The sequence below is a fragment of the Vogesella sp. XCS3 genome (assembly GCF_020616155.1).
Classification (GTDB): domain Bacteria; phylum Pseudomonadota; class Gammaproteobacteria; order Burkholderiales; family Chromobacteriaceae; genus Vogesella.
In genome coordinates this window covers 634,855-650,668 of record NZ_CP085530.1, presented here as the reverse complement: position 1 = coordinate 650,668, position 15,814 = coordinate 634,855, and the positions used below count along the sequence as shown (strand labels likewise).

At 60.6% G+C, this 15,814-nt stretch carries 16 protein-coding genes; 11 read left to right on the top strand and 5 right to left on the bottom strand.

Features of this window, described 5'->3' with window-relative positions; translation table 11 throughout:
• The first annotated feature begins 45 nt into the window (after window positions 1-45).
• The 5 genes from LCH97_RS02905 (at window position 46) to LCH97_RS02885 (ending at window position 4,050) form a co-directional block, all read left to right on the top strand.
• The gene (locus tag LCH97_RS02905; protein WP_227303303.1) at window positions 46-1,290 is read left to right on the top strand and encodes a M48 family metallopeptidase; all 1,245 of its coding nucleotides are present in this window, start codon (window positions 46-48) and stop codon (window positions 1,288-1,290) included.
• On the top strand, window positions 1,287-1,613 hold the full coding sequence (locus LCH97_RS02900; protein ID WP_017509123.1) for a 4a-hydroxytetrahydrobiopterin dehydratase: 327 nt from the start codon (window positions 1,287-1,289) through the stop codon (window positions 1,611-1,613). The genes LCH97_RS02905 and LCH97_RS02900 overlap by 4 nt, the downstream gene beginning before the upstream one ends.
• A complete protein-coding gene (rsgA, locus tag LCH97_RS02895; RefSeq protein ID WP_227303302.1) occupies window positions 1,610-2,479 on the top strand; it encodes a ribosome small subunit-dependent GTPase A in 870 nt (289 codons plus the stop codon). Before LCH97_RS02900 ends, rsgA begins: the two co-directional genes overlap by 4 nt.
• A gap of 123 nt (window positions 2,480-2,602) precedes the next feature.
• Window positions 2,603-3,340, top strand: a complete 738-nt coding sequence (locus LCH97_RS02890; RefSeq protein WP_017509121.1) for a beta-ketoacyl-ACP reductase — start codon at window positions 2,603-2,605, stop codon at window positions 3,338-3,340.
• 224 nt (window positions 3,341-3,564) lie between these two features.
• The gene (locus tag LCH97_RS02885; RefSeq protein ID WP_227303301.1) at window positions 3,565-4,050 is read left to right on the top strand and encodes a GAF domain-containing protein; all 486 of its coding nucleotides are present in this window, start codon (window positions 3,565-3,567) and stop codon (window positions 4,048-4,050) included.
• Here LCH97_RS02885 and LCH97_RS02880 read toward each other — a convergent pair.
• The gene (locus LCH97_RS02880; RefSeq protein ID WP_227303299.1) at window positions 4,039-5,097 is read right to left on the bottom strand and encodes a DNA-binding protein; all 1,059 of its coding nucleotides are present in this window, start codon (window positions 5,095-5,097) and stop codon (window positions 4,039-4,041) included. The two genes, LCH97_RS02885 and LCH97_RS02880, sit on opposite strands and share 12 nt — an antisense overlap.
• A 142-nt stretch (window positions 5,098-5,239) precedes the next feature.
• On the opposite strand from LCH97_RS02880, the gene LCH97_RS02875 reads away from it, so the two are divergent.
• Complete coding sequence (locus tag LCH97_RS02875; protein ID WP_227303297.1) at window positions 5,240-6,337, top strand: site-specific integrase; 1,098 nt, start codon at window positions 5,240-5,242, stop codon at window positions 6,335-6,337.
• 76 nt (window positions 6,338-6,413) lie between these two features.
• Here the strand turns inward: LCH97_RS02875 and LCH97_RS02870 are convergent, their stop codons facing one another.
• On the bottom strand, window positions 6,414-6,773 hold the full coding sequence (locus LCH97_RS02870; RefSeq protein WP_017509117.1) for a hypothetical protein: 360 nt from the start codon (window positions 6,771-6,773) through the stop codon (window positions 6,414-6,416).
• A gap of 190 nt (window positions 6,774-6,963) precedes the next feature.
• On the opposite strand from LCH97_RS02870, the gene LCH97_RS02865 reads away from it, so the two are divergent.
• The 4 genes from LCH97_RS02865 (at window position 6,964) to LCH97_RS02850 (ending at window position 11,725) form a co-directional block, all read left to right on the top strand.
• Complete coding sequence (locus LCH97_RS02865; protein ID WP_227303296.1) at window positions 6,964-8,100, top strand: imelysin family protein; 1,137 nt, start codon at window positions 6,964-6,966, stop codon at window positions 8,098-8,100.
• A gap of 70 nt (window positions 8,101-8,170) precedes the next feature.
• Window positions 8,171-9,586 (top strand): di-heme oxidoredictase family protein, encoded by a 1,416-nt coding sequence (locus tag LCH97_RS02860; protein ID WP_227303295.1) that lies wholly within the window; start codon window positions 8,171-8,173, stop codon window positions 9,584-9,586.
• 62 nt (window positions 9,587-9,648) lie between these two features.
• The gene (locus tag LCH97_RS02855; protein WP_227303293.1) at window positions 9,649-10,659 is read left to right on the top strand and encodes an imelysin family protein; all 1,011 of its coding nucleotides are present in this window, start codon (window positions 9,649-9,651) and stop codon (window positions 10,657-10,659) included.
• The gene (locus LCH97_RS02850; protein WP_227303292.1) at window positions 10,649-11,725 is read left to right on the top strand and encodes a DUF1513 domain-containing protein; all 1,077 of its coding nucleotides are present in this window, start codon (window positions 10,649-10,651) and stop codon (window positions 11,723-11,725) included. Before LCH97_RS02855 ends, LCH97_RS02850 begins: the two co-directional genes overlap by 11 nt.
• A 132-nt stretch (window positions 11,726-11,857) precedes the next feature.
• Here the strand turns inward: LCH97_RS02850 and LCH97_RS02845 are convergent, their stop codons facing one another.
• Window positions 11,858-12,688: a GGDEF domain-containing protein gene (locus LCH97_RS02845; protein WP_227303291.1), complete on the bottom strand. Its 831-nt coding sequence runs from the start codon at window positions 12,686-12,688 to the stop codon at window positions 11,858-11,860.
• A 473-nt stretch (window positions 12,689-13,161) separates the two neighbouring features.
• Entirely contained in the window at window positions 13,162-13,530 is a 369-nt protein-coding gene (locus LCH97_RS02840) for a YkgJ family cysteine cluster protein (protein ID WP_227303289.1), read from the bottom strand.
• 66 nt (window positions 13,531-13,596) lie between these two features.
• Between LCH97_RS02840 and LCH97_RS02835 the strand changes: the two genes are divergently transcribed.
• Window positions 13,597-14,766: an alkaline phosphatase family protein gene (locus LCH97_RS02835; RefSeq protein ID WP_227303288.1), complete on the top strand. Its 1,170-nt coding sequence runs from the start codon at window positions 13,597-13,599 to the stop codon at window positions 14,764-14,766.
• Here LCH97_RS02835 and LCH97_RS02830 read toward each other — a convergent pair whose 3' ends face one another.
• Window positions 14,767-15,759: a hypothetical protein gene (locus LCH97_RS02830; RefSeq protein ID WP_227303286.1), complete on the bottom strand. Its 993-nt coding sequence runs from the start codon at window positions 15,757-15,759 to the stop codon at window positions 14,767-14,769.
• Window positions 15,760-15,814: the final 55 nt, after the last annotated feature.

Sequence of the window (15,814 nt, the reverse complement as noted above, 5' to 3'; positions counted from 1 at the left end):
TCAGCTATTTTCTGACATTTACCCCACACAGGGCAAACGCACTTGATGAATGCATTTTCATGGGCCACCCTGCTAGCCCTGCTAAGCAGCCTTGCCGTACAAGCCTGGCTCGCGCAGCGCCAGATACGCCACGTGCGCCGCCACCGCCAGCAGGTACCCGCCAGTTTTGCCCACAGCATTACGCTGGAAGCCCATCAGAAAGCAGCCGATTACACTTGCGGCCGCAGCAAACTGCATATAGCCAGCCTGTTACTGGATACGGCGATCGTGCTGCTGTTGACGTTTGGCGGCGGCATCACACTGGCCGCACAAGTTAGCGGCTACTGGTTTGACACCCCCCTGCTGGCAGGCATGGCCACCATAGGCCTGTGCCTGCTGGCCAGCAGCTGCGCCGGGTTGCCACTGTCGCTATATCGTACTTTCGTGCTGGAGCGGCGCTTCGGCTTCAATCGCACCACCCCGGCACTGTTTGCCACCGACCTGCTACGCGGTGCATTGCTAGCCATGCTTATCGGCAGCCCCGTACTGGCTGCGGCATTGTGGCTGCTGGCACACGGCGGCCCGTATTTCTGGGTATGGACATGGCTGGCGTGGTGCAGCTTTGTCCTGCTGCTGAGCTGGGCTTACCCCACCTTTATTGCTCCGCGCTTTAACCGTTTTACCGCACTGCAAGACTCTGCCCTACAAAGCCGTATACAAACATTACTTCAACGCTGCGGCTTCACCAGCAGCGGTCTGTATGTCATGGACGGCTCTCGACGCTCTGCTCATGGCAATGCCTACTTTACCGGCTTGGGCAAAAACAAACGCATCGTCTTTTTTGACACGCTGCTCGAACAGCTGGATGCCGATGAAATCGAAGCGGTGCTGGCACACGAGCTAGGCCACTTCCACCATGGCCACATCCGCACACGCTTGGCACTGACCTTTATCAGCACACTGCTTTTCCTGGCGGTTTTTGCCATGCTGATGCACAACAGTGATTTTCACAGCGGGCTGAATGTCAGCCAGGGCAATGCGGCCAACTCGCTGCTGCTCTTCCTGCTGTGCGCCCCCAGCTTTGCCTTTTTGCTGGCCCCACTGGGCAGCCTGCTGTCGCGCAGGCAAGAATATGAAGCGGATGACTACGCCGCAGCCAACAGCTCTGCCAGTGCCCTGCAAAGCGCACTGATCAAGCTCTATCGTGACAATGCAAGCACGCTCACGCCAGACCCGCTACACTCCGCGTTTTACGACTCCCACCCACCGGCGAGCCTGCGTATCGCCCATCTGCAAGGAACCACAACATGAATCTGCTCGAGCTGCACTGCGAAGCGCAACACGGCGCCCACCCACTTAGCCAGCAAACTGTCAGCGAACTGCTGGGCCACCTGCCACAGTGGCAAGTAGACGGCATCGAACTGGTCAAGACCTTCATGTTTGACGACTACTACAAAACCATGGCCTTCGTGAACGCCCTGGCCTGGGTAGCCCACGCAGAAGACCACCACCCCGACATGTCGGTGCACTATAACCGCGCCGTGGTGCGCTTCAGCACCCACGACGCCGGCGGCCTGACGCTGAACGATTTCATCTGCGCCGCCAAAGCAGAAGCCCTGCTCCCCCGCGCATGAAGCAGCAAGGCCAGATCATCCGCAGCTACGGCCGCCGTTTCATTGTAGAAACCGCCGACCGCACTTACGACTGCACCAGCCGTGGCAAACGCGTGGACTTTGCCTGTGGCGACTTTGTGCAACTGAGCATCATCAACGACGAGCAGGCCGTGATTGAATCGGTAGACGAGCGCAGCAGCTTGCTATACCGCCAGGACGACTGGCGTACCAAACTGATCGCGGCCAACGTTAGCCGTATCATCTTTGTGACCGCCGCCGTTCCCAGCCCGAACGAAGAACTGCTCAACCGCTGCCTGCTCGCCGCAGAAGCCGCCGATATCGACCCGGTTATCCTGGTGAACAAACGCGATTTACCCGAAACCGGCGCGTGGCTGGAAAAACTGCAAGCCTATGAAAAGCTGGGCTACAAGCTGGCAGTCGTCAGCGCACTGGATGGTGCCGCCGAGCTACGCCCGTTACTGCAAGGCCACACCAGCGTTCTTGTCGGACAATCCGGCATGGGAAAATCCACCCTGACCAACGCCCTGCTCCCCGAAGCCGCGGCACGCGTTGGGGACATCTCCGTCGCACTGGACTCCGGCAAGCACACCACCACCCACGCTGCGCTGTACCATCTGGACAGCGAAAGCCACCTGATCGATTCACCAGGCCTGCAAGAATTTGGCCTGGGGCACCTTGGCGCCACCGAGCTGCCGGGGCTATTCCCCGAAGTGCGGCCGTTTATTGGCCAATGCCGCTTTCACAACTGTACGCACCGCATGGAGCCATCCTGCGCCATCAAGCAAGCTTGTGACGATGGCCATATCGCACCGGCCAGGCTGGCATTGCTACAGAAACTGGTTACCCACGCACAAAATGCAAATTAAATAATATCAACAAGGGAAAACACCATTTACATTTCATGGTACTGACTCTAATCTGTCACCCAGAAGAAAAATTTCAACGGTAATGTGTATACCCACATTACATACAGACAAGGAGTCAGCACCATGACAAAACGAATTGCACTGGTTACCGGCGGCATGGGCGGCATTGGCACGGCCATTTGCAAAGCCCTCGCACAATCCGGCCACACCGTGGTAACCACCTACAGCCGCCCCGGCAAAGAACAGGCATGGACTGCCGACATGAAAGGCCTGGGCTTTGATGTACACGCCGTACAATGCGACGTGAGCGATTTCGACTCCTGCCAGGCGGCCATCGCCAAGATTACTGCCGACATCGGCCCGGTAGACGTACTGGTAAACAACGCGGGCATCACCCGTGACAGCAGCTTCCGCAAACTGGGTAAAGCCGACTGGGATGCCGTCATCAGCACCAACCTGGATTCATTGTTCAACGTGTGCAAACCTGTAGTGGATGCCATGCTGGAACGTGGCTTTGGCCGCGTCATCAACATTTCGTCCATCAATGGCCAGAAGGGTCAGTTTGGCCAAACCAACTACTCTGCCGCCAAAGCCGGCATGCACGGCTTCACCATGGCACTGGCGCAAGAAGTAGCCCGTAAAGGCATTACCGTCAATACCATCAGCCCGGGCTATATCGGCACGGACATGGTCATGGCTGTGCCGGAAGATGTACGCAACAAGATCATTGCCCAGATCCCGGTAGGCCGCCTCGGCCAGCCGGAAGAAATTGCCGGCCTGGTAAATTATCTGGCTAGCGATATCGCCGGCTTCATTACTGGTGCCGACTTCGCCATCAACGGCGGCCAACATATGATGTAAGCCTTTTCTAGGCATGTAAAAAGCCGGCAAATATGCCGGCTTTTTTGCGGCCACTGCGAAAGATGTGATCGCACGGCCGCAGCGCCAAGGCAGCCGCACAGGCAACCCACCCCGCCAAAGCGAGCAAGCCTGCACACACAAAGCAGGGCAAACAAAAAGCCGGTGAACACATTGCCGGCTTTTTTGCTATGCTGCCCAGCCCTCCACCTTACCCAGGAATGAGCATGGCTGAAAACCTGATCATCGACGGCCAGACCAAGGCCGAGCGCTACGCCACCCTGCTACCGCAGGCTTTTGCCCTGATCGATAGCGAAGACGACCTGATTGCCGCCATGGCCAATACTGCCGCCGCGATACACCATACCTTTGGCTGGCTGTGGACCGGCTTTTATCTGGTAAAAAGCGAAGAACTGGTGCTCGGCCCCTTCCAGGGTCCCATCGCCTGCACGCGCATCCGCAAAGGTAAAGGAGTGTGCGGCAGTGCGTGGCAACAAGCCACCACGCTCGTGGTGCCAGACGTAGATGCCTTCCCTGGCCATATCGCCTGCTCGTCACTGTCACGCTCGGAAATCGTCATCCCCCTGCTGGACGCAAGCGGCACCGTACGCGCCGTGCTGGATGTCGACTCCATCGAGCTGGCGTCGTTCGACGAGAGCGACCGCGTAGCACTGGAACAAATCTGCGCGCGCTTTAGCCGCCTATTCGGCTGATAGCCCCAGCCAGCCTGCCAGCTGCACTGCCGCCTCGTCTGCCGGCAGTGCAGCCAACTGTTCGCGATGCAGCAGCAGCCATTGCAGCAATTGCGGCATGCGCTGCTCGCGCACGATCAACAGCTCGGTACGCAGGGCCGATGCCTCTGCCGCCAGCGCCATCAATTGCTGCTGGCGCTCCACATCTGCCTGCTGCCACTGCTGACACGCCTGCTGCAGCTGCGTCTCACGCTGCGTCGCAGCTTCTTGCATTGCCGCCGCCTTGCCCAGCTCGCGCGCACTGTCCGCTTGCTGCTGTTGCTGCTGACGCCGCAAGCCATCCAGCTGCTGCGTAGCCGCTGCCAGCTGCTGCTCCAGCAGCTGCATGCGCTGCTTCATTTGCGCACGCTCTTCCTCGACCTGCTCGTACAAACGTACGCGCATGCCTTCAAAGCGCTCGTACGCCAGCGCCTCGCGCTGCGCCGCTTCAACAGCCAGCTGCTGCACACGCGCCTCCTGGCGTGCTTCTAGCGCTGCCACCCGCTCGTCCGCTTCCTTTTGTTGCTGCAGAGTTTGCGCACGCGCCTCATCCAGCGATGTCGCCAGGCCAGACAAACTCTCCTCTAGCGCCTGTCGCCGCCCTTGCTCCTCCGCCAGTTGCTGCCTGGCCTGCTGCCCCTGCTCGCGCTGCTGCACAAGCTCGGTAGAAAGGTTGGTCAACTGATCTGCGCGCGCATCCAGCTCGCGCTGCGCTGCGGCCAACTCGGCCACCACCTGCTCCAGCTTGAGGCTGACCTCTTCACGCAGCGTGGCCAGATTCTCTTCCGCCACATCACAAGCCTTTTGCCATAGCTGGCCAAACGCATCCGCCAGCGCCGGCGGCCAATCGGGCCGGCGTACGCTGGTTGCCATGCGCGACAGAAACTCCTGCCGCCACTGCTTTAGCGTGTTGTTGATAGTGGTATTCGAGCCAGTCCCTAGTCGTGCCCGCACCTCTACCACCGTAGGCCACTCCCCCTCCGCCACCATGTCAAACGCCACCTGTCGGATACGTGCATAGATATCCATAACCACCTCCTGATTTTTACGCATTATACCTTTTTTATTTCGTAATATTTATTACGTAATACATGTAATTTTTAATGATTTGCCAAGTGTTTTTCCGATAATTATACTTATCGGAATTTTTTACCAATGAAAGCCGCAAAAATTGCTGCCGGAACTCACCCCCACCCCGCAAAACAGCCTGATCAGCGCCAATAGCGATACCGAAGCGGTACTGGTCTGGCTGGCGGAATACACCCAACGCCCCGCCACCCTGCGCAGCTATCGCAAAGAGGCCGAGCGCTTTTTGCTATGGCTGGGTAGCCGGCAACAAGGCTTGGCCGAGGTAAAAAGGGAAGATGTCCACGACTATCGGCGATTTCTGGCGCACCCCCACCCTGCAGCGCAATGGATAGGGCCTGCCGTACCGCGCAGCCACCCGCAATGGCGCCCACTCACAGGGCCACTCTCCGCCAGCAGCATCGAGCACGCCTTTACCATCCTGGGCGGCCTGTACAGCTACCTGAACCATGCAGGCCACCTGAACGGCAACCCCTTCCGGCTGCACAAAGCCCCGCGACAACGCCGCACAGTAGAAAATGGCCGTTTTTTTGACGCTGACTGCTGGGCGCATATTTGCCACACCCTGCAAGCACTGCCGGCCAATTCGCCACGGCAGATGGCACACCGCGAACGTGCCATCTGGGCATTCAGCTTGCTGTATTACAGTGGCGCGCGCCGCAGCGAAGCCAGCTCGGCGCGTATGGGCGATATACATCTGAAACGCGGCAACTGGTGGTGGCGTGTGCACGGCAAAACCGGCGCTGGCGACATACCCGTCAGCCCGCCCTTGCTAGCGGCACTGCAACGCTATCGGCAACACCTGGGCTTGAGCCCACTGCCCGGCAACCAGGAAGATACGCCGCTACTGTGCCGGCTAGGCGATGGCCGCGGCGCACAACAAGGCATTAGCGATAAGGCACTCTATCTATTGATAAAAGAGATTCTGCGGCGCGCAGCCGAACTGGCACCCGACACCATGCGGCCAACCTTGCAGCAAGCCAGCACCCACTGGCTGCGCCATACTGCCGCCACGCACCAGCTGGATGCCGGCATTAGCTTGCTGATGGTGAGCCAGAACCTGCGCCATGGCAGCATACAGACCACGCGGCGCTACCTGCATAGCGAAGACGATACCCGCCACTCCGCCATGCAGAACCTGCCCGCCATCCCTACAGACAGCGAAAAAAAGAAAAGCGATTAAGGCACACTGCGTAGCAGTAAAAGTAGTAATAAAAAAAGCCAGTCATAATCGACTGGCTTTTTTGCTAGCACACTGCCTATTCGGCTTTTTTACGGCTGCGTTTTTTCACCGGCTGCGGCAGCAGGAACTCGGCATCGAATTCGAACAACGTGCCCGTGCGCCCGGTTTGCGACTGGCAGGCAATCAGCATGGCACGGTTGATGGCTTCCTTCTTGCTCACCCCCCACCACTCGATCATTTTATCCAGCGCCTTTTGCGCATCACGCGAAAGCTCCACCGTCACGGATAGCTCCTGCAAACGGTTGCGGCGCAGCTCGCGGCTGCGGCGCTTGCGCTCTGCCGGCGTCATGGCGCGCTCGCCCAGCGGCTTGCGCCCGGGCTTGGCGCGCGTGCCGCCAATCAGGTCGATAGTGTAGTGATCGCAAGGGTCTCGCATGTAACGGTGACGGGTCACTGTGCAAAAAAAGGGGCGCAAGGATACCACGAAGGCTGCACATCACCCAGCGCCACACCAATAAAAAGCCCCTGCAAGCCAAAATAAAGCGCCACCCAAGCCAATTGACTACTCAAATGATAATACTTATCATCAGTACTACTTTTTACAACCAATAAAGAGATTCACGTTCATGCGCCAGACACTGCTTGCACTCGCCCTTGGTTCTGCCCTGCTCGCCCCTGCGGCTTTCGCTGCAGACGTTACCCGTACCAGCGTGGTAGAAACCTATAGCCAGATCGTTTTTGCCAGCTACGAAGATTCGCTGCAAGGCGCGCGTGAACTGAAAGCAGCCGTAGATGCCTTCGCTGCAGCCCCATCCGAAGACACCCTGGCCAAAGCGCGCAAAGCCTGGCTGGCCGCTCGCGAGCCATACGGCCAGACCGAAGCTTTCCGCTTTTATGGTGGCCCGATCGACGACGCCAAAGGCCCGGAAGGCCAGATCAACGCCTGGCCACTGGACGAGGCCTATATCGATGGCGTGAAAGGCAAACCGAACGCAGGCATCATCAACAACCGCAAAGTCGCCATCACCAAAGAAAAACTGTCGTCGCTGAACGAGCGCGGCGGTGAAGAAAACGTTTCTACCGGCTACCATGCCATCGAATTCCTGCTGTGGGGCCAGGACTTTGACGTAGCCGGCCCGGGTAAACGCAGCTTTACCGACTTTGTCGATGGCAAGGCACCCAACGCTGACCGCCGCCGCGAATACCTGAAAGTCGCCGCCGAATTGCTGGTGGACGACCTGGCCAGCGTCACCAGCCAGTGGAAGCCGGGCAGCAACAACTACCGCGCCAAGTTTGCCAAGAACCCGGACGCCATCCGCCAGATCATGGTGGGCATTGGCGTACTGTCGCGCGCCGAGCTAGCCGGCGAGCGCATGGAGGTGGCACTGGATAGCCGCAACCAGGAAGACGAACACAGCTGCTTCTCCGACAACACCCATCGCGACGTGATCACCAACGCCAAGGGCATCCAGAATATCTGGCTGGGCGAATACAAGCGCGTGGACGGTAGCGTGGTAAAAGGCGCCAGCCTGCGCGACCTGGTCGCCACCAGCAACGCCAAAGCCGCCGAGCGTGTAACTGCCGACATGGAAGCTACCCTGAAGGCTGCCGAAGGTATCCAGGCACCGTTCGACCAGGAAATCGTGAAAAAAGAAGGCCGTAGCCGCGTGCAAGCCACGGTTGCCGCGCTGAAAAAGCAGGCCACCAGCCTGGTAGAAGCCGCAAAAGCACTGGGCATCAAGAAGCTGAACGTTAACGGCTAAGCCGTTCTCACCACCACCCACCACCCCGCCTGCAGCCGCAGGCGGGTATTTGCATTGACCGGAAAATACCATGCAAAAGAAATATCTCTCCCTTGCAGCCACACTGGGTGGCGCGGCTGCAATTCTGGGCACATTGGGTTTTACAGCGGCACAAGAAGTGGCCCCTTACCAGGATGGCGATGAAAAACTGGGCGGCAACACCACCGTGTACGAGGTTGGCCGCAATGCTTTCTCGCTGCCTGCGGCCAATATGGCCAGCGACCGCCAGACGCAGTTTTTCATCGGCAACTCCTTCTTCAAGAAAGCCTGGGTAGAGGCACCATCGTCCACCACCGCGCGCGATGGTTTGGGCCCGCATTTCATCGCCCGCTCCTGCGGCGCCTGTCACGCGCTGGATGGCCGTGGCGCCACGCCCAATTTCGAGAACGGCCTGCAAGCCGAGCAACCGCTGGCCTTGCTGTTCCGCCTGTCCATCCCGGGCAAAAACGGCAGCACCTTGCCGGAACCCAACTACGGTGGCCAGTTCAATAACGACGCCATCCCAGGGGTAAAACCGGAAGGCAAAGTGGCCATCCGCTACACCGAGCAAGTTGGCCGCTTTGCCGACGGCGAAAGCTATAGCCTGCGCCAGCCCGACTACCAGCTCACCGAGCTGGGTTACGGCCCGCTGCACCCGCAAGTACAGATTTCGCCACGCATCGCTCCGCAAATGATAGGCCTGGGTCTGCTGGAAGCCATTAGCGAAAAAGACATTCGGGCTAACGCCAAAGCGCAGGCCGCTGCCGGCCAGGGCATTAGCGGCAAGCCAAACTACGTGCACGACGCTTATGCCGGCAAAACCATGCTGGGCCGCTTTGGCTGGAAAGCCAACGTCGCCACCATCGCCCACCAGGCCGCGGGGGCATTCAATGGCGATATCGGCATTACCTCGCCCAAATTCCCCAAAGAAGAATGCATGCCATCGCAGCGTGACTGTCTGAAAGCCCCGCACGGAGGCCAGCCGGAAATCAACGCCAGCAAGATGGACGCCGTCATCTTCTATAGCCGCACCCTGGCGGTACCGGCACAGCGCGATGCCGACACCCTGGAAGTACGCCGCGGCAAGCTGCTGTTCAGCCAGGCACAGTGCACCACCTGCCACACGCCAAGCTATACCACCGGCAAACTGGCGGGCCTGCCGGAAATGTCCGGGCAGAAAATCAGCCCGTACACCGACCTGCTGCTGCACGACATGGGCCCTGGCCTGGCGGATAATCGCCCGGACGGCCTGGCAGACGGGCGCGAATGGAAAACGCCGCCGCTGTGGGGCATTGGCCAGTTCATGGACGTAAACGGCCACACCCAGTACCTGCACGATGGCCGCGCACGCAACCTGACCGAGGCCATCATGTGGCATGGTGGTGAAGCCGAAGCTGCCAAGCAGCGCTTTGCCAGCTTCAGCAAAGCCGACCGAGACGCCGTGCTGCGCTTCCTGAATTCGCTGTAAGCCAGCCAAGCACACACCAGCCGGGCCCGGCTCACGGGCCCGGCGCACACGAAGGAAACAGCATGTCCCGCACCCTGCTGGCCACCCTGCTACTGGCCGCACCGCTCGCCCACGCCGCCAGTGCCGAGCAGACATTCATCGACAGCCTCGCACAGCACACCCTGCTGCCCCGCTACAGCACACTGAACCAGCAAAGCCAGGCGTTAAACCAGAGCCTGGCCAAACTATGCCAGGACAACAGTGCAGCCAACCTGGCCAGTGCACGCGAACAATGGCGACAAAGTTACCGCAGCTGGATGGCCGTTGCCCCACTGAACTGGGGGCCAACCGCCGAGCTACGCAGCCAGCGCGTCATTGCCTTCAAACCAGCACGCGCCGCACTGATCGAACAAGCGGTTAGCGAAAACCTGGGCCGCAGCAAAGACAGCTATGAAGAAGCTGGCGCCGCCGCTAAAGGCTTTGCCGCCATCGAATACCAGCTGTTCTCGCAACAGAAAAACCTGGGCGATGCCGCACGATGCGCCTGGCTGCAACAGAATGGCCAGGAGATTGCCGGCCACACCCCGGCGCTGCTACAAGCCTGGCAAGACTTTGCGGCCAACCTGAGCCGTAACGGCCAACCCGGCGCCCAGTACGCCAGCGCCAGCCAGCCACTGGAAGAGGTCATCAACCTGACCCTGGCCGGCGTCAACGAGATGCACAAGGAAATCTCGCGCCTGCCGCAGCAAAAAACCGAGCTGGTGAACGCGCAGCGTAGCGGTGAAGGCCGCGCCCTGCTGAAAGCCCAGTTCAGCCTGCTGCAAACCGTGCTTGCCGGCAACCAGACCCAGCCTGGCATTAGCAGCCTGCTACAAGCCAAAGGCCAGCCAGCGCAAGCCCGGGCCCTGCAAGACGCCACGCTGGCGGTGGCCGCCGCACTGGAAAAACTGCCAGAAAATCTGGCACAAAACGGCAATAGCAGCCGCGAAAAGCCTGCCGCGCAGGCACTGGAAAAACTGCTGGCCCAGATAGAAGGCCCGGTAGCCCATACCCTGGACATCACCTTGAGCTTTAACGAATCCGATGGCGACTAAGCTTACCCGCCGCCAGCTGCTGCAAGCCGGCGCGCTTACCCTGGCCGCACTACCGCTGCGCAGCTGGGCTGGCGAAGCAGACCAGCCGGCCATCATCTCGGCCTGCGACGTTGGCCGCAACCAGCACCGTGCCGGCCTGGCCGGTGCCAGCGGCTTGCTGACGCTGCCCGAGCGCGGCCACCACCTGGAGCTGGACCTGGCGCGCCCTGGCGAATGCCTGGTATTTGCCCGCCGCCCCGGCTACCAGATCGCCCGCTTCAACTGGCGCAACGGCCAGCAGCTGGCGTGGTACGACTACCCGGACAACCGCCACGGCTTTGGCCACGGCATTCTGGCGCACGGCAAGCTATACACCACCGACAACGATATCGATAACGGCAACGGCCTGCTGACCGAGCGCGACGCACACACCCTGCAACCACTGCGCGAAATGCCCACCGGTGGTATCGGCCCGCACGAGCTAAAGGCGCTGGACGATGGCGGTATCCTGGTGGCCAACGGCGGCATCCTGACACTGCCGGAAAGCGGCCGCATCAAGCTGAACCGCAACAATATGAAGCCGCAGATCGATATCGTGGACCCGGCACAAGGCCGCAGCATTGCCAGCTACACACTGGACGACAAGCGCCTGTCGCTGCGCCACCTGGCCCGCATCAACCAGCGCGACTTTGCCGTAGCGCTGCAGTACGAAGGCGAAGGTGCCGCGCCGCTAGTGGCCATCTGGAACGCCGAGCTGGGCCTGCGCCTGCTGGATACACCCGATACGCTAGCCTTGGCCAGCAACGGCTACGCTGCCAGCGTGGCCGCCGGGGCCAACCGCATCGCCTGCACCGCCACCAAAGGCGATGCGGTGGTGTTCTGGGACGGCAAGGGCAGCTACCTGGGGCTGGTGGCGCTCACCAAACCGGCCGGCATCGCGCTTAGCCGCGACCAGCGCCACTTCATTACCAGCAACGAGCTGGGCGAGATCGTGTGGATAGACAGCCAGACCCTGCAGATCGACCCGCGCCGCAGCCAGCGCTTCCCGGTTAAATGGGATAACCACCTGAGCCTGGCGTACAGCTAGCCACGTGCTCGCGCCATGAAAAACCCCAGCCTGTGCTGGGGTTTATTTTTGCTTGCCGCATCCCACCAAGTCGGCCTGCATTGGCCAGCGGCCAAACCACCGGGTGCACACCACAGCGCCTGCAAACCCTGCTCACACTTGCGCCTGGTTTGGCTCTGCCACACCGGCTTGATGCAGATGCACTGCATTGCGGCCGGCGTGTTTGGCGGCATACAGTGCCCGGTCTATCCCCGCCAGACAGTCCGGCCCCTTGCACTGCCCCACGCCCAGGCTCACGGTCACCTGCAGCTGGGTGCCAGCTGCGCGAATAGGCGTTGCAGCAATGCGTTGCCTGAGCGCTTCACACACCATGCGCGCCTGCTCAAGCGTGTGGCCAGCCAGTAAAACGGCAAATTCTTCGCCGCCGATGCGGCACACGACATCCTCCTGGGAAACGCCTTGCCGCAGCAGCATGGACAGCGCGCGCAAGACCTGGTCGCCAGCCTCATGGCCATACGTGTCGTTGATGTTTTTGAAGTGATCGATATCCAGCATCGCCACGCAAAATGGGCGTTGCTCACAGTGATAGGCCGCCTGCCATTGCGCCAGTACCTGGTAAAAAACGCGACGATTACCCAGGCCGGTCAGCTCGTCGGTGCTGGCCATTTGCTGGATTCGCCGCTCCAGCAGCTCGGAAAAATATTCTCCGGCCAGCAGCGCCACAAACAGAACCACCGAGCCAGACAACAAAACCGACAGGTAAAGCAGCTTGATCGTCGCCGGGCCAAGCGCCTGCACTGCAATACTGGATGGCCAAGGGTGCAGTTCAAACAAACAGAACCAGCTAACGCAGATAGCACAGACTATGGCCATGCCCCGCTTGTCATGGGTAGGGACAACCAGCGGCGCTGTCAGGAAAAACAGTAGAAAGTAATAATGACCGCCAATTTGCGTGCCTTGGCCACCCAGGATGCCGGCCAGCACAGTGGCCTGGCAAATAAGGCAGGCTTTCCAGTAGTGCGGTGGCCGGCCACACCGCTGCTGCCAGTGAAACCAGACCATGCCAAGCAGTGGTATCACCATCGCTTTCAGGCTGATGGCCGCCAGGGCGCTATTGCCTAGCAAACAAAACAGCACCGCGTAGAACAGCGCCATGGTCAGCACCAGGGCTGGCACCGCATTGGTAATATATTGCCGCCGGCGCAAAGCACCGCTCAGCGCCGGATCCACGCCCATCTGCAGCCAAGACCAGACAAGCTGCTGCCATTGTTTGCTTGAGCTTAGATTCATACTGTGTGGTTCAGTATTGGTGGCGCTCCCAAGGGGGAGCAAATCACTACAGGCGAATCAGCGTATGCCATGCCGCAACACAAGCTAGTTGTCAGTATAGTGGCATCCAGTTCTTTTACCGCGCCTCCCGCGCAAACACTAGCCGGCAAACCGCAGCGCACCATGCTTCACCAGCTATCGTCCACCTTCAGCCGTGGCAAGCCATGGCGGGCGCGGGCGCGGTTACAGGCGGCTTCGTAAATGCCCACGCTGGCCAGCGCGCCAAACTCGCGACAGGGCGACGGACGCTGGTCGTAGATGCGGCAGCTCACCGCCTCGCCTACCGTGCCACACAGTGCCACACAGCGCGGCGGCTGGCCGTCGGCAGCACTATCGTCGGTACCCGCCATGCGCCAGGTATTGCCTACCTCGTGCACGGCCATGTCCGCAGGCACGCCAGGCTGCCCATCTGCGGCCAACTCGCTGCGGTGGAAAGACACGCGAAACGCAGAACAGCACGCGCCGCACTCGGTACAGCTCACACGCAAATCACTCATGATGCTTACAAAACCTGCCAGACAAGGTAAAACCGACACTATAAACACATGCACGAAAGCACAACAGTGAGCCAACTACCCGACAGCCTGCTGGCGCAGTGCCAGCTACCCGATTACCAGCACAGCCTGGCCAACCTGGCCGCACGCCTGCATGGCAACAGCAGGTGCCCGCCGCTGCAGCACCTGGCACTGGGCGCGCTGGAAGACTGCGACACGGTCATTCTGCTACTGATAGACGGCATGGGCTGCGCCCAGCTTGATGCCCTGGCGCCGGGTGGCTGGCTGCAACAACAGCAATGCGCCACGCTGTCGTCGGTCTTCCCCAGCACCACTACGGCTGCCATAACCACGCTGATGAGTGGCGTGCCGCCCAGCCAGCACAGCCTGCTGGCGTGGCATGTCTGGGCGCCGGAGGCCAGCTGCATTGCCACCCCGCTGCCGCTGCGTAGCCATTGGGCCAGTGGCGAGGCGCCCGATAGCGACACCCTGGCTACGCGGCTTTATAGCCAGCCATCAGCCTTGCAAGGCCGCGGCAGACAGCACTACATGCTGCAGCCGCAGTACATTGCCGATTCGCACTACAGCCGCCATCACGGCGGCCAGGCACGGCACCTGCCGTGGCGCGCCTATGCCGAGCTGTTCGCCAGCCTGGCGGAGCTGGCAGCCACGCCCGAGCGCAAGTTCGTTTACGCCTACATCCCCGACCTGGATTCGCTGATGCACGGCAAAGGTACCACCCACCCCAAAGCACAAGCGCTGCTGGCACGCCTGCAGCAGCACTGCGCCGAGCTGGCTGCCACGCTGCCCGCCCGCTGCAAGCTGGTGATCACGGCAGACCATGGCCAGATCGACATCCCGCCGGAACGGCTATTGTTTCTGAACGACTACCCGGCGCTGGCAGCGCTGCTACGCCAGCCATTGAGTGGTGAGCCGCGGGCAGCCATCTGCCATGTCAAAACTGGCCAGGCAGATGCCTTCCGCACCGCTTTCGAACGCACGCTGGGCCATATCGCCTGGTGTTTGCCAGCGCAAGATGTCATCGCGCACGGCTGGTTTGGCCCGGCGCCACACCACCCGCTGCTGGCAGAGCGCGCCGGGGACTTTGTCCTGCTGATGAAAGAAAACTGGGGGCTGTTACAGATGGTGAACGATGAAAAACGCCCGCCATTGCTGGGCAACCATGGCGGGCTATCGGCGGCAGAAATGCAGGTACCGCTGATTGTGTGTGACGGCTGATCAGCTTTCCAGCGCAGGCCAGCGTTGCTGCCATTCGCGTAGATCGGCACGGCTAAGGTTGGCCGCAAACACCACCCGACGGCGGCGCTGCAGGTAGCCCATTTCGATATTGGTGTAGTCCAGCTGCTGGCCACCCTCGGCGGGCGACAGCACCACGCCCATGCGGTCTACCCAGGCGGTTTCCAGGCTGGCACGCACAAAGTCATCCGGCGCCTCGATCACCTGCCGTATCAGCTTGAGCTTGCCCTGCAGCGATGCCACCAGCTGCGATGCGGCCAACGCCTGTTCCACCTGCGCCAGGCGCTCGGCCATTTGCGCCGGCGTCATGCTGCCATGCAGGTTCAGGGCCTCGGCATTGAGTACATTGGTTTTGTGCTGCAGTTGCAGCTGCAGGGCACGGCGTTCCACCTCCAGCAGGCGTCGTTCGCTTTCCGCCTGACTGATGCCATACGCCAGGTTGCGGCACAGCAGGCCATAAGCCTGCTGGCGGGCATCGTGTAGCAAATCTTCGTGACTGGCGCTGGCGGCAATAAAGCGGTGCCGCTCGAAGCACAATACGCGCTGGGGCACGTCGCTGCGCACACTGCCATCCGGCAGCAGCTGGCTGCCCAGCCTTGTTTCCTCGTTCAGCTGCATCACCAGCATGACTTGCAGCTGCTGTGGCGACTGCGGGCTGGCCAGATGCGCCTTGATGGCATCACTGGCACGCAAGCTATCACACAGGCTTTGTGGCGAGGCGAACAGCAAGCCTACGCGCCGGTCACTGCTATAGCCGGCTGGGCTCAAGTCCAGCGGCTCGGGCAGCAGGCGGCCAACTTCCTGCAACTGGGCCAACATATGTCGCACGCCTCGGCGTAGCTGGCGCCGCCCACTGGGCAGCAGCTTGACCTTGGGCTCTACTTCGGCAATCAGCAGGTCTACTGCATCTTGCACTTCGCGGCTGGCGAAGCGATCGCTCACCCCAACCGCCAGCCAGCGTAAAAACTTCTGCATCGTCAAAATTCCTGCTCAATTGCTTTCAAAACCCTACGTATACAAGGGTATACTT

Coding starts and splice junctions, on each gene's coding strand:
- LCH97_RS02885 (WP_227303301.1), top strand. CDS start 3,565: ATGGCTGAAAACCTGATCATCGACGGCCAGACCAAGGCCGAGCGCTAC.
- LCH97_RS02855 (WP_227303293.1), top strand. CDS start 9,649: ATGTCCCGCACCCTGCTGGCCACCCTGCTACTGGCCGCACCGCTCGCC.
- LCH97_RS02870 (WP_017509117.1), bottom strand. CDS start 6,773: ATGCGAGACCCTTGCGATCACTACACTATCGACCTGATTGGCGGCACG.
- LCH97_RS02900 (WP_017509123.1), top strand. CDS start 1,287: ATGAATCTGCTCGAGCTGCACTGCGAAGCGCAACACGGCGCCCACCCA.
- LCH97_RS02840 (WP_227303289.1), bottom strand. CDS start 13,530: ATGAGTGATTTGCGTGTGAGCTGTACCGAGTGCGGCGCGTGCTGTTCT.
- LCH97_RS02830 (WP_227303286.1), bottom strand. CDS start 15,759: ATGCAGAAGTTTTTACGCTGGCTGGCGGTTGGGGTGAGCGATCGCTTC.
- LCH97_RS02860 (WP_227303295.1), top strand. CDS start 8,171: ATGCAAAAGAAATATCTCTCCCTTGCAGCCACACTGGGTGGCGCGGCT.
- LCH97_RS02880 (WP_227303299.1), bottom strand. CDS start 5,097: ATGGATATCTATGCACGTATCCGACAGGTGGCGTTTGACATGGTGGCG.
- LCH97_RS02890 (WP_017509121.1), top strand. CDS start 2,603: ATGACAAAACGAATTGCACTGGTTACCGGCGGCATGGGCGGCATTGGC.
- LCH97_RS02905 (WP_227303303.1), top strand. CDS start 46: ATGAATGCATTTTCATGGGCCACCCTGCTAGCCCTGCTAAGCAGCCTT.
- LCH97_RS02865 (WP_227303296.1), top strand. CDS start 6,964: ATGCGCCAGACACTGCTTGCACTCGCCCTTGGTTCTGCCCTGCTCGCC.
- LCH97_RS02850 (WP_227303292.1), top strand. CDS start 10,649: ATGGCGACTAAGCTTACCCGCCGCCAGCTGCTGCAAGCCGGCGCGCTT.
- rsgA (WP_227303302.1), top strand. CDS start 1,610: ATGAAGCAGCAAGGCCAGATCATCCGCAGCTACGGCCGCCGTTTCATT.